Origin of the sequence: Pseudoalteromonas phenolica, assembly GCF_005876835.1 — a bacterium.
GTDB lineage: Bacteria > Pseudomonadota > Gammaproteobacteria > Enterobacterales > Alteromonadaceae > Pseudoalteromonas > Pseudoalteromonas phenolica_B.
In genome coordinates this window covers 16,582-30,237 of the sequence record NZ_PPSW01000021.1, presented here as the reverse complement: position 1 = coordinate 30,237, position 13,656 = coordinate 16,582, and the positions used below count along the sequence as shown (strand labels likewise).

The 13,656-nt window shown below is 41.3% G+C and carries 8 protein-coding genes; 7 read left to right on the top strand and 1 reads right to left on the bottom strand.

All coding sequences use genetic code 11. From position 1 onward, the window contains the following. The first annotated feature begins 87 nt into the window (after positions 1 to 87). The 4 genes from recC (at position 88) to C1E24_RS12785 (ending at position 9,616) form a co-directional block, all read left to right on the top strand. Positions 88 to 3,372, top strand: coding sequence for an exodeoxyribonuclease V subunit gamma (recC, locus tag C1E24_RS12800; RefSeq protein WP_138482036.1), 3,285 nt, complete (start codon positions 88 to 90; stop codon positions 3,370 to 3,372). Further along, complete coding sequence (recB, locus tag C1E24_RS12795; RefSeq protein ID WP_138482034.1) at positions 3,359 to 6,928, top strand: exodeoxyribonuclease V subunit beta; 3,570 nt, start codon at positions 3,359 to 3,361, stop codon at positions 6,926 to 6,928. Before recC ends, recB begins: the two co-directional genes overlap by 14 nt. Next, positions 6,928 to 8,865, top strand: a complete 1,938-nt coding sequence (gene recD, locus C1E24_RS12790) for an exodeoxyribonuclease V subunit alpha (protein WP_138482032.1) — start codon at positions 6,928 to 6,930, stop codon at positions 8,863 to 8,865. The genes recB and recD overlap by 1 nt, the downstream gene beginning before the upstream one ends. A 238-nt stretch (positions 8,866 to 9,103) precedes the next feature. After that, complete coding sequence (locus C1E24_RS12785) at positions 9,104 to 9,616, top strand: DUF962 domain-containing protein (protein ID WP_138482030.1); 513 nt, start codon at positions 9,104 to 9,106, stop codon at positions 9,614 to 9,616. Positions 9,617 to 9,643: 27 nt separating this feature from the next. On the opposite strand, the gene C1E24_RS12780 is transcribed toward C1E24_RS12785, so the two are convergent. Continuing rightward, on the bottom strand, positions 9,644 to 10,603 hold the full coding sequence (locus tag C1E24_RS12780) for an FHA domain-containing protein (protein WP_138482029.1): 960 nt from the start codon (positions 10,601 to 10,603) through the stop codon (positions 9,644 to 9,646). 283 nt (positions 10,604 to 10,886) lie between these two features. Here C1E24_RS12780 and C1E24_RS12775 point away from each other — a divergent pair, with 283 nt between their 5' ends. The 3 genes from C1E24_RS12775 to C1E24_RS12765 all read left to right on the top strand — a co-directional run bounded on the left by C1E24_RS12775 (position 10,887) and on the right by C1E24_RS12765 (position 13,654). Then, the gene (locus tag C1E24_RS12775; protein ID WP_138482027.1) at positions 10,887 to 11,477 is read left to right on the top strand and encodes a CBS domain-containing protein; all 591 of its coding nucleotides are present in this window, start codon (positions 10,887 to 10,889) and stop codon (positions 11,475 to 11,477) included. A 185-nt stretch (positions 11,478 to 11,662) separates the two neighbouring features. Beyond that, the gene (locus C1E24_RS12770) at positions 11,663 to 12,919 is read left to right on the top strand and encodes an efflux RND transporter periplasmic adaptor subunit (protein ID WP_138482025.1); all 1,257 of its coding nucleotides are present in this window, start codon (positions 11,663 to 11,665) and stop codon (positions 12,917 to 12,919) included. 27 nt (positions 12,920 to 12,946) lie between these two features. Further along, the gene (locus tag C1E24_RS12765; protein ID WP_138482023.1) at positions 12,947 to 13,654 is read left to right on the top strand and encodes an ABC transporter ATP-binding protein; all 708 of its coding nucleotides are present in this window, start codon (positions 12,947 to 12,949) and stop codon (positions 13,652 to 13,654) included. Positions 13,655 to 13,656: the final 2 nt, after the last annotated feature.

The following is a 13,656-nucleotide window of genomic DNA, read 5'->3' as shown; positions in this document are numbered from 1 at the left end:
TATTGTTTTTCATAAATAAATTACACTCAGCCCTGTGTTATATTTACCTTGTATTCAACATGCACTGGAACGCAGAGGCTTGTCATCATGTTACATATTATTCAGTCAAATCGCATGGAGGCGTTGCAATCGCAGCTCCATAAAGTATTAGACACAGCGCCTTTAGACAGTATTTTTAGTAAAGAAATTATTCTTGTTCAGTCACCGGGTATGTCGCAATGGTTAAAATTGGGTGTGAGCCAGCATTCAGGTTTGGCAGCGCAACTTGATTTTCCATTGCCTTCCAGCTTTATTTGGCAGCTGTATCAAACCTTTCTACCACAAGTACCAAAAGAGTCGCCTTTTAATAAAGCGAACTTAACTTGGAAGCTGATGACGTTGTTGCCAGAGCAACTCGCATTACCTGTATATGAGCCCTTAAAGCGCTATTTAGAAGATGATGAAGCTGGTAAAAAGCGCTTTGCTTTATGTGAAAAAGTTGCGGATGTATTCGACCAATATTTAATGTATCGTCCTGAGTGGTTAGACACATGGGAGTCAGGCATGGATGAATTGCCGGATGTGGATGTTTCTATTGCCCCTTGGCAGCCCGATTTATGGCGAAAGCTTGTTTCTTTAACTGAAGATTTAGGACAGAGCCCTTATCACCGTGCCAACATGCATGGCATGTTACTCGAAGCCTTAGCTGAAGCCTCTGTAGAGCAGTTACCTGAGAGAATAAGTTTATTTGGTCTGTCAGCCATTCCAAGTAGTCAGCTTGAGATTTTCCAAGCGCTAGCTCAGAAAACCAATGTGTTGCTGTTCTTGTTCAATCCGAGTGAACATTACTGGGGCGATGTGGTTGACGAAAAAACGCAGGCTAAAATTGCTGCTAAATTTGTGAAATATCCAGAACTCGAAGCGCAATCAGGAGAATATTTTCAAATTGGTAATCCCCTTTTATCGGCATGGGGTAAGTTAGGTCGAGATTACTTTGAACAGCTGCTGCAATTGGACGCATCATGGATAGACGGGTTTGTCGAAGATTTTAGCGATAACTTACTGGGCAAAGTACAAAAAGAAATTTTCGATTTATCTTTTAAAGGCAAAACCCTAGTTAAAGACACGCAATGGTTTATAAACCAAGAGGGTCAATTGTCCATCAAAGAAGATGATAACTCCATTGTGTTTCAAGACTGTCATACGCCACTTCGTGAAATTGAGCGTTTACATGACCATATCTTGGCACTGATGCATGAAGACCCAAACCTTACGCCGAAAGACTTTATAGTTATGATGCCGGACGTGGCTAAATACAGCCCTTACATTGAGGCAGTATTTGGCGGCGCAACCGCAGAGCGTTATATACCTTACTCATTGGCAGATTTAGCCATTGATCAAGAAAAGCCCGTAATCAATTCTTTCTTGTCTTTAGTTGATTTACCTTTTAGCCGCTTTGGCGTATCAGATATCTTGGATTTATTTGCTGTTGAGCCAATTGCGAAACAATATCAGTGTAGTGAAGATGAATTTGAGCAGTTCAGATTTTGGCTTGAAGAAGTTGGGGTACGCTGGGGCATCAACGCAGATCATAAAGCTGAGCATGAACTACCTAAAATGCAGCTAAATACCTGGCTGCAGGGCTTAAATCGTTTATTGCTTGGCATTGCTATGAGCGATGAGTCTCTGGCATTTGAAGGCATTTTCCCAAGCGATCAAGTTGAGGGCATGGCCACAGAGTCGCTCAGTAAACTGATCCACTTTATTGATGATTTGATCAGTCACAAGAATATTTTGAGTGAACAAAGCTCCCTTGATGTTAAAGCTGAACAGCTCAAATCACTGATAAAAACGTTTTATCATCCAGATTCAGATCAAAGCTGGGATCTGCAAGTGCTCAATAAAGTGATTGAAACTTTACAGACCCACTTTGACAATAAAGATATGCTTGAAGCGGTAAGCCCCGAAATCATCAGTTATTGGGTCAAACAAGGGGTCGCACAGAAAGGAGTCGGGCAACGTTTTCTTGTGGGCGCTGTTAACTTCTGTACACTAATGCCAATGCGTGCTGTGCCGTTCAAAGTCGTTTGTCTACTTGGCTTGAACGACGGTGACTATCCGCGAAGTGTTCAGCCGATAGGCTTTGACCTTGTATCGCAAAGTCAGCGTAAAAAAGGTGACCGTTCGCGTAAACTCGATGACAGGTATCTATTTTTAGAAGCATTATTGAGTGCGCGAAAACAACTCTTACTCAGTTACGTGGGGCGCTCATGCTACAACAACGAGCCGCAAGTACCGTCAATTTTGGTCAGCGAACTTATTGACTACATTGACCGTTGTTTTTATATCGAAGGCAAAGCTTGTAAACCTTCTACGCACTTATTAAACCAAGCCACACTGCAGCCATTCTCTACTTTAAATTATATTGAGAGCGATCAACAAAGCTTTAATCCCACTTGGTTGATTACAAAGGCTACTAAAGAGCCTTCGAGCAATGGAAACAACACAAGTTTTAACGAAGGCCTGCCAAGTCTGTTTGATACAACAGATCATGAAGTAGATATTAATCAGTTAATCCGAGCCGTTTTAAACCCTCAAGCAGCGTTTTATCAGCAACGTGTGGGTGTGCGTTTATACAATGCGGAAGAAGTGATTGACGACGATGAACCATTTGCTCTCGATGCTTTGTCTCGCTATCAATATCTAGATGAATTACTAACAGACTCTCTGAATGATTCAGAAAAAGCGCCTGAGCAACTTTTACAACGAGGCGACTTGCCACAAGCCGAAGTGGGTAAAGTGCAACTTGGTCAATTACAGCAAAGGATCACACCCCTAGCTGAGCGTTTAAAAACAACACTCATATCACCTTCAGAGCCAGTTGAAATTGATATCGACTGCGGTGTAATAAAACTACAAGGGTGGCTCGATAAACTCTTTACGTCGCAACAAATCTTTTATCGCCCAGCCAGTATTAAGGCCAAAGACAAAGTTAGAGCGTTTATTTACCACTGTGCAGCGAATTGTATGGAGCAATCGGTCACGACTTCTGTTTATGGTTTAGACGAGCAAGTTAGCTTTGCGCCGTTAGAGGCAGAAGAGGCAAAAACCGAGCTACAGAAATGGGTCAATTTTTACATTTCGCTTATGAGCAGTCCGCAACCTTTCTTTGTTGCATCTAGTTATGAATATGCGCTCACGGAAGACATCAATAAAGCGGCCAATAAATTTAACGGTGGCCAATATATCGGCATGGGCGACAGCGAAAACCCTTACGTGGCGCTCGATTTTAAAAATCTATTTGATTTTGATGCTGAATTTGTCAGCTTAAGTAAATCGTTATTTGGCAAACTGATTGACCTTGCGAAGGAAGAAAAATATGCAAATGCTTGATCCAACAGTCATGCCTTTGGTTGGGCAAAACCTAATTGAAGCCAGTGCAGGGACGGGTAAAACTTATACCATTACGGGCTTGTATTTACGTTGCTTACTGGGTTTGACTTTACCTGAGCAAGAGAGTACGCCTTTAAACGTTGAGCAAATCTTAGTAGTAACATTTACTGATGCGGCAACGGCTGAGATCAGAGACCGAGTAAGAAAACGAATTGTCGAAGCGCGCGATGTGTTACTCGGCAAAGAATCAAAAGACGACCTCATTCTTCGAGTGTTAAAAGACGTCAAAGACAAAAAACAGGCTTTTACGTTACTCGATGCTGCAGCCAAGTCGATGGATGAAGCCGCGATTTACACCATTCACGGTTTCTGCCAGAAAATGCTGAAGCAGCATGCGTTTGAGTCGAACATGGGTTTTAACCAAACATTTGTGCTCGACAGTGCAGACTTAATCGACCAAGCAGTGAAAGACTACTGGCGCAGTTTTATTTACCCGCTCGATACTGATACAACACAGACTATATTAGAGCATGTGCCAAACCCGCAATCTCTCAATAGTAAAGTGAGTAAACTGCTGAGTAAGGGTAATATCACTATAACACCAAGTTATGACTTAGATGATGTACTGGCCACTAAAGCGCAATACCAGCAACAAGCACAAACATTTAAAAGTGCGCTGTTAGCTAGCGACTTCTTTACTGCATTAGATAATTCGGGCCTTGCGAAAAACAAAGCGCCAGGGCGAGTAGCAAATATTGCGGCTTTAATTGACTATTGCCAATCTGATAATTGGTATTTTGAATTTGGCTCTGCGAAGCACTCATTCAACTTGTGGAGTGAAGAAACGCTGTCAGACAGCCAGTATTACAAGAAAGGGCAAGCGCCGATGTCGCATCCTTTGCTTAAATCGTTTTCTGAGATGTTTGCACTACACCAAAAGTTACAAGAAGGGTTACCGCTGGCCATAGTGCAACAAGCGGCGAAGCAAGTTGCATCCTTATTAGAAAAACAAAAACGAAAGCAGGGTGTTTTAACGCCTGATGATTTGCTTACTCAGTTGCATGCTGCACTGACTGCTGAACAAGGTGAGCTTTTAGCTGAGAAAATTGCCACGCTTTTCCCAATGGCGATGATCGATGAATTCCAAGATACCGATCCCATTCAATATGGTATTTTTCAATCGATTTACGGCACGCGCGAAGCGACCACGTTGACTATGATAGGCGATCCAAAGCAAGCGATTTATGGGTTTAGGGGGGCAGATATTTTCACCTATATTCATGCCAAAAAGCAGGTGCAAGAAACACATCAATACACGCTCGCAACAAACTTTCGCTCAGCAAAAGGCGTGGTCGATGCGGTTAACAGTATTTTCAAACAAAATGAAAATAGCTTTATCTATAACAAAGACATTCCGTTTGAAGCCGTGGCTGCAAATGGCAAAAAGCCCGGCGAAGGCTTTGAGCTAAGCAATGAGCCAGCAGCACCATTGTGTTTTAGCGTTTTAAAAGATGCCTCTGAGGTCACCAGTAAGGGCGTGGCGCATCCAGCGTTGGCAGAGCTTTATGCGAGTAAAACTGCAACGCTTTTGAATCAAGCGCAGCAGGGGGCTGCTACAATCGCAGGCACACCTGTGGCGGCAGGAGATATTTGCTTCTTAGTACGAGACAGAAATGAAGCGGCTTTGATAAAACGTGCTCTAACCAATAAAGGCATCGACAGTGTTTATCTTGCTAGAGAAAGTGTCTTCCAGCAGCCAGTCAGCCAAGCCTTGATGCAATTTTTGATGGTTTTACATGGCCCGTATGATGAAGCCTTGCTAAGAGGTGTATTAGCCAGTGATTTATTTGGTCTGAATTACCAGCAAATTTTTGCATTGCAAAACGAGACAGACAGCCTTCAAGCAGCTCAAAATAATGTAACGCATAAAACGTGGCAGGAGTACTTGTTACAGTTTTCTAAGCTAAAAGCCTTGTGGTACAAAAAGGGCGTAATGGCCATGCTTGAGCAGTTGTTGGTTGAGAACGACCTACCTTTACTTTGGCAGCAAAAAGGCCATCACGTAGAGCGTTGGTTAACGGACTACCGCCACCTTGCAGAGCTCTTACAACATAAGCAAATTGAACTCGAAGGCACGCAGCGGGTTTTACGTTGGTATGAAAAGCAATATACCGAGTCGTTAAGCGATACCGCACAAGTGCGCTTAGAAAGTGATGAGAACCTAGTTAAAATCATCACCATGCACGCCTCAAAAGGATTGGAATACCCAATAGTGTATCTACCGTTTGCCAGCGGCTATCGTGAAGCGAGCGAAGCGATTTATCATAAAGACGACACTCTGGTGTATGACTTATCTAAATCCGATGACGCTATGCAACTGGCTGAAAAAGAGCGTTTAGCTGAAGATATTCGTCTGTTGTATGTGGCCCTTACACGCGCTGTACACCACTGCGATGTGGGCATGTATAACTTAGCCGAAGGGCGCAGTAAAAAGCCGGGTATCACTCGCACAGCCCTAGGCTACGTGCTTTTTGCTCCAGATTTAATGACCTCTGCAGAACAATGGCACGCGCGACTTGACGCACTTTGTACAAGTGATGCGAATTTACAGGTCGCTTATTTTGATATTAATGGTTTGCCAAGCGAAAGTTACACACCAGCTCAACAAGCGGAGATGATTGATTGCGCTGTAAAAGCGGTGTCAGCGAATATAGAACGAGATTGGCGAGCAACTAGCTTTAGCCAGTTAACCTATCATCAAGATCATGATGACAGACCGTTAGGGGCAATTGATGAAAACCACTTGCTTGACCTACCATTGGCAGAAAGCCAAGAAACCCTAGATGCTTACACCTTTCCAAAAGGAGCCAAAGCGGGTAGCTGTTTACACGAAATTTTTGAATTAATTGATTTTAGCGAGCCAGAAACACCGCAAGCACCGAACCTGACATTAGAAGAAGCAGTAAAACAAACGCTGGATAAATTCGGTTTTGAAGAGAAATGGCAAGTGCCAGTCAAGCATTGGGTGTCAGCGTGTCTGGCATGCAAACTTGATAGTAACTTAGCGCTTAAAGACATAACGCCTGCGCAGCGTTTAGTGGAGATGGAGTTTAATTTACCTCTTGCGCCATTAGATCAAGTGACGCTGAATAATATTGTCTCAAACGTCACTCAGCATCCGAGTAATCTTAAATTTGATAATGTCAAAGGGCTACTAAAAGGCTTTATAGATTTAATCTTCGAGCACCAAGGCAAGTATTACATTCTTGATTACAAATCGAACTATTTAGGCGATGCACCGAGCGACTATGCCAGCGATAACCTAGTGCAAGCCATGAACGCACACCAATATCATCTGCAATATATGATTTATACCGTGGCATTACATCGCTTACTTAAAGCACGCTTACCTAACTATCAGCCAGAGCACCATTTAGGTGGCGTCTATTATGTTTTCTTACGCGCCATGGGCGACGGAGAAGGAGTGTTCTTTAAACAGCTATCACTCAGTGAACTTGAACAGTTAGATGCCTTATTTTTACAAGGAGCAGCATAATGGAACAAACCGATTTATTTGCTCAACCGGCATTCACAGCTTCTTTTGATCATAAAAGCTTTATCGGGCTTTTAATCGAGCAAGAAAAACTGCTGCACAGCGATATTGCGCTGGCGGAATTACTCAATGATTCCAAAATTGATGATGCATTTTATTTAATCTTGCTGCTACTTAGAGCGCAAAGGCAACAACATAGCTGCTTGGAGTTAGAGCAGATAGACTGGCAAAACCCATTTTCGCTACCAGTAAAATTACAAGGCGAAAATGTGTTAACCGCACCTTGGTCTGAAGACAAACAAGCCGCGATAAAAGTGTTAGCGTCACACGCAGCAGTGGGTGACGATAAACCAATGAGGTTACTGAACAATAATTTATATTTAGCCCGTTACTTTGATTACGAGGCGAGCCTTGCTGAAGCTTTTCAAGCATTGAATGATAACAAAGTGACCTTGAACTTAGACACACTCACTGAGTTACTTAATCACTTTTTTGATGATCAAGATGATATTGATTGGCAAAAAGTGGCGTGTGCGATGGCTGCATTAAATCGTTTTTGTGTGATCACCGGTGGCCCTGGCACAGGTAAAACCACCACAGTTACTAAGTTGTTGGCAATTTTACAGTCGCTGTATCGCAGTGCACCACTGAGTATTAAGCTGGTTGCGCCAACCGGTAAAGCCGCAGCGCGTTTAACAGAGTCGATGATAGGTGCAAAGAAAAAGTTGATCGAAAGCGGCATGATAGATGGCGAGTTGTTTGATTTGTTGCCTGAGCAAGCGCAAACCATACACCGCTTATTGGGGGTTGTGCCGCATACTCATCACTTTAGGCATAACGAGCAGAACCCGTTGCACTTAGACCTACTTATTGTCGATGAAGCGTCGATGATAGATTTACCCTTGTTAAGCAAATTAGTTAAAGCGTTGCCATCTCATGCTCGCCTAGTCTTACTTGGTGACAAAGACCAATTGGCCTCAGTCGATACCGGTAATGTGCTAGGGGACTTATGTGAGCATTTAAATTTGGGTGAGCAGCCCCATTACTCACAAAACTGCGTAAACGCACTCAATCAAATTTGTTTTAGTAATGCGACAAAATTACACGAGAAGCCGAGTCACTTTTTACTCTCTGATAACATCGCTTTTTTACAGCGAAGCCATAGATTTAATACTCAAAGCGGTATTGGTCAGTTGGCACAAGCTGTAAACAATAACGATCAGAAGCATTTACAGCAGACTATTCAGCGTGGCTTTGAAGATTTAGAATTGTATGACTTTAGTAACGATGCCTATCATGCGTTAATCGACAGAGCAGCAGGGCATTACCAAAACTACTTACGCCTTATTCAAAGTAAACCCATTTTGAATGCCGAGGACGTGCAAGCAGTGCATCATGCTTTTAGTCAGTACCAGTTACTTGCTGCGGTGAAAGAAGGCCCTTACGGGGTAAACGCACTGAATCAACGTATTGAACAAAGACTGCATCAAAGTGGTTTAATTGATTTAACTCAGCGCCAATATGCGGGCTTGCCAATTATGATCACCCAAAACGACTATCAGCTTAATTTATTCAATGGTGATATTGGGGTTTTAGTGAACTATCAGTCGAATAATTCAGCTTCGGCGAGTTTAAAAGCCGTGTTTGTTGATGAGCAAGGCCATGTTCGAGATTTCTATCCGAATAGACTACCTAGGCACGAGAAAGTGTATGCCATGACCATACACAAATCTCAGGGCTCTGAGTTTGCGCATACCGCCATGTTGTTGCCACCAATGCAAAGAGCGCATTCAGGGATCAACCGACAGTTGGTTTATACTGGGATCACGCGAGCAAAACAAAAATTTGAGCTGGTGGCACAGATGTCGGTATTAACTCTTTCAATGTCTAGACAGTTGCAACGTTGTTCAGGTTTAAGGCAAAGATTGCAGACAAGTTAGCCCTTTAATACCAATCCTCAATAATACTCAATCATTTTTAGGGACTAAAACTGACGCTAACTTTGTTAGAAATTTCTTATTTAGAACAACTAAATAGCAAAATTTTCGCCTAGTTACCGACAAGTTTTCCTTGCCTCAAAATAGTTCGCTTAATTAAAAGGATTGGTATAAATTGACAATGGGGTGAAAATTGTGGTTTTAATTTAGTGTTATAACTCTATTTATAAGTAGAACTAAAATGAAAAAATTAGACCAACACTTAATCAAATATGCGCTTTACCATCGTGATGAGCGCAATATTTTAACCCACTTTGTGGGCGTGCCGCTGATTGTATTTGCGGTAATGGGTTTATTGTATTTTCCTTTAATGTCAGTCAACAGCCTTCTGTTCACCCCTGCATTGCTTATTGCGATACTCGCCATACTGTTTTACTTAGCCCTAGATATTAAATTAGGCCTACTCATGAGTGGCCTATATTTATTAGGGCTTTGGGGGGTAGACAGTATTTTTGAAAGCATGAGCACGCAAACTGCGAGTTTCTATGGTTTATTTGCGGGGCTGTTTGTTGTAGGTTGGATAATTCAATTCATCGGGCACTATTATGAAGGCAAAAAACCAGCATTTGTTGATGATTTAATTGGCTTACTAGTAGGGCCATTATTCGTCGTTGTTGAGTTACTATTTAAACTTGGCCTACTTAAAAGCTTAGAAGCCCGCATAATTGAACATGCAGGCCCCTATAGAAATTAGCAATTTGATGAAACTTAGAGACTTGCTCTAGATAGAGATGCGGGTCTCAAGTTTACTGCCTTTAACAATGGTAATGTCATTACAGTTAAGTCTGACCTTACCATTTTCTGACTCAAGCATATAAGCAAATTCAGGACAGACTTCCATACAAGCATCTGCTAACTGCTTTTTGGCTCGGTGAACCATGATATTCATATGATTCATTTGGATGCCTAGCGCTTTAGCAAGCTCTTCTCTATACATCCAACCTTGTAATTCAGGCTCTAAACCTGCTTGTTTATCAAGAATACGGGTGCGTGCTAGTAGTAATAACAGATAATGATGTGAACGCGTCCCTAAATCGAATGTTTTGCTCGCAATATTTAATGTAAGCTGCGTGTTTTCTTCATCTAAACTCACGTTAAAAGATAAAGCATATTCAATATTTTGTGCTATTTCGTTTTTAAGTTGCTTGGTAATGGTCGACGGGCTTGAGCAGTAAAATTGCCACTGATCATTAAAAATACTGATCAGTCCTCCATCAATCAAAACTTGCCTGTCATTTGTGAATAAGTCTTCTAAAAACCAGTAATTAAGCATGCTATCAAAGTATGCGATATGCGTAGCTTCTTGCTCGTTTGGCAATAATAACTGATCTTTTATTTCAATCACTTTATTGCTGTCAGACTGAGACACCAAGAATTGGCAATCAGTGCTTAGATCGCCGACAACAAAAGAGCTGCGACCAGGTGCCGCAAAATCAATTTTATCGTTTAAACATAATTGATAAGGGAGGTTTTTGCTTATTTTCTTATCATTGATCCAAATACCATTGGTGCTCACATCTCGAATTAACCAGTTACCTTGGGTATGTTCGATAATTGCGTGATGACGAGAGATTTCAGGCGAATTGATAAGCGTATCAACGTTATATTTAAACCGCCCAATGGTGTGGTAGCTTTTTAGATAGACCTTTTCAAGCTTTTGTTCATCAATGAGATAAGCCATACATGCTTCCTTTTCTTAATTAAAACCAAAAATTTTCCGTTGAAACAATCGGCTGATACTAAACTTTCCAGTTGTTCAGCACAATATGATTTAACTTGTTAATGCACACATTGAACGAATAATGAATTTTGAAAAGTTCAAATTGTATTAACCCAAATCAAGTCTAAGCCTTTTTTTTGTAATATGCGATTACAGTCACTTACACCAGCTTGCACATTCGAGCTTACTGAACCATATTTTTATTATTGCAATGAAGTTAAAAGTGGTTCTGAGAGGTAATAAGATGGGTGAATTTAAAAAAATAGACACAGTTGAGTTAAAAGGAGTGTATCAATTCTGCGATCATTTCGACTCTGAAAAACTAGATCTTAAGAGTAGTGCCCTTAAGATAGTGACAGATTTTACCCGACGAACGCCGCAAGTTATTTTAAAAGACGTAGATGTTGATCATGCTTTATTCATGATGGTAAATGGTCATGTTAGGTCTAAGTTAGTAATAGACCATGACGATACTTTTTTAGGCGTTATTAATTCTCGTGATTTGACGGGTAGAAAAGTGCTGACTGTGGCGCAAAAACGCAACCAGTCTCGCAATGATCTGACTGTTGAAGATTTAATGACAAAAAAATCAGATCTGCGTGCGATGCCTTATTCAATGGTAGAAAACTCTAAAATAGGCGATGTACTCGAAACGCTAAGAGGGTTAGGTCATCAACACATTTTATTGGTTGATGAAAAAGGTAACTTAAGAGGCATGATCTCAGCCAGTGACATTGCTAGGGCGTTACATATTCCAGTTAATATTCTTCAAACAGCGCATTCATTTAAAGAAATCTTCGAAATTATTCATGATCATCAAGAAGTCACAGCTTAAAAACAACTTGAATGATATAAAAGTGTCTCAAAATTGAGACACTTTTATTTTGTAAGCTGTTTCAGTTTCGACACAATATTGTATCATCTCCAACCTGAAAAATATAAAAATCATTAAATAACAATAGATTAAATCTTGGCTCGATAGTTGATTTAAGTTACCCAGTTCAACTATTGGAGTCAGCTATGGATACGAAGAGAACCTCACAACCAAAACCTGCAATTAAGCGATATTGGTACTTACCAGTTATATCTTTGATCGCCCTAGCGATTTACCTATCAAAGCAGTTTTTAGGCGATGCTTCTTATTTTGTCACACGAGATAAATTACAAATGGCTAACGTACAGCACGGAGACTTCAAAATTGAAGTAAGGGGCTCTGGGGTTTTAAAGCCAAAATCACTGCAATGGAGTGCAGCGCAATCTAGAGGCAGAGTTCAACAGTTACTTGCAAAGCCTGGAGACAGTGTAGTGCAAGGTCAAAAAATTGCGGAGTTAGAAAATGTCGAACTGCTGAGTGAACTAGAGAAAATTCAATGGGAACTTAAAGCCATTAAGGCTGAAAATAACGCGGCCGCTGTAGCACAACAAGCTCAGCAACTTGATCTTGAAAATGCTGTTATGGAAGCTGAGTTTAATTACAAAAGCTCAAAACTAAAACTTGATGCAGAGCAATCGTTACTAGATCAGGGCAAAGGCTCATTGTCTGCATTAGATTTTAAACGCACTCAACTTGCTGTTAAGCAACAGTACGCTCGCTGGCAGGCACAAATAAAACGTGCTGATAAAATGCAAAAAAACTATCAAGCTAGCGAATTAGCAAGACAAGCACGTCTTGAGCAGGTTGAAAATAACCTCAGAAAAGCACAGCAGCAGGTAAGTGGCTTAACGATCACAGCGGGTATCTCTGGCATAGTTCAAAAGCTCCCGATTGAACTTGGTCAGCAACTTAATAGCGGTGAAAATGCAGCCTTAGTAATAGATCCAGGTTCACTATTTGCTGAGATAAACATTCAAGAAATACAAGTAAAAGACGTTGTGATGGGTCAACCCGTTACCATTGATACCCGCTTTAATAAACTCTCTGGTGAAGTGCAGCGTATTTCACCGCTATCTGAAAATGGTCTAGTGGCAGTGGAGGTGGGAATTATCTCTGAACTGCCTAAGGAAGCGCGCTCAGATCTCAATATTGATGGTTACATTGAAGTGACAAACATCAAAAACACGCTTTATGTAAAACGCCCTGCATTTGCACCAAAAAATCGTACGGTAGATCTGTTCAAAACGACCAGTGACGGTGCGTTTGCACAAAAACATGAAGTCAAACTTGGCACCAGTACTGCCAAATATATTCAAATTCTCTCTGGTCTTAAGCCAGGCGATCAAATTATTATCTCTGACACCAGCGCATGGGCATCTCATAGCAGTGTCAAAATACAATAATATCAATAGGTTTAAAAAGGATCTCTCATGTCATTATTAAGTTTAAGTAACATCAATAAATCATTTTTAACTGAAGACATCGAAACCCATGCGTTAAGTAATATTAATCTTGAAATAGCACAAGGTGAGTATGTTTCCCTGTCTGGCCCTTCTGGCTGTGGTAAATCTACCTTGTTGTCTATTTTAGGTTTACTCGACACCGCAACTAGCGGACAATATTTATTTAATGGTCAGGATGTCACGGGTTTTAGTCGAGATAAACGGGCTAAGATCCGTTGTTATGACATCGGCTTTGTTTTTCAGTCTTTTAACTTAATTTCTAGTCTCACAATCAGTGAAAACATCATGTTGCCGCTGACTTACCAAAATGATGTCTCTAAGAGCTTGATGCAAAGTAAGGTGGATGAAGTATTGGAACGTGTTGGTATGCAACATCGTGCGAATCACTTTCCTTCTCAGCTGTCTGGTGGTCAACAGCAAAGAGTGGCCGTTGCAAGAGCTTTGGTGAACGATCCTAAAATTATCTTTGCCGATGAGCCAACAGGTAACTTAGACAGTCAAAATGCAGAAAAAGTGATGACGTTATTTGACCAGTTACATCGAGATGGCAGCACGATTTGCATGGTGACGCACGACCCTCGCAGTGCTCAGATGGCGCAGCGACAAGTTAGTATTCTTGATGGCACATTAGTCAATGATGTCATGCTTCATTCCGTCGAAAAAGTACCAGCGTAAGG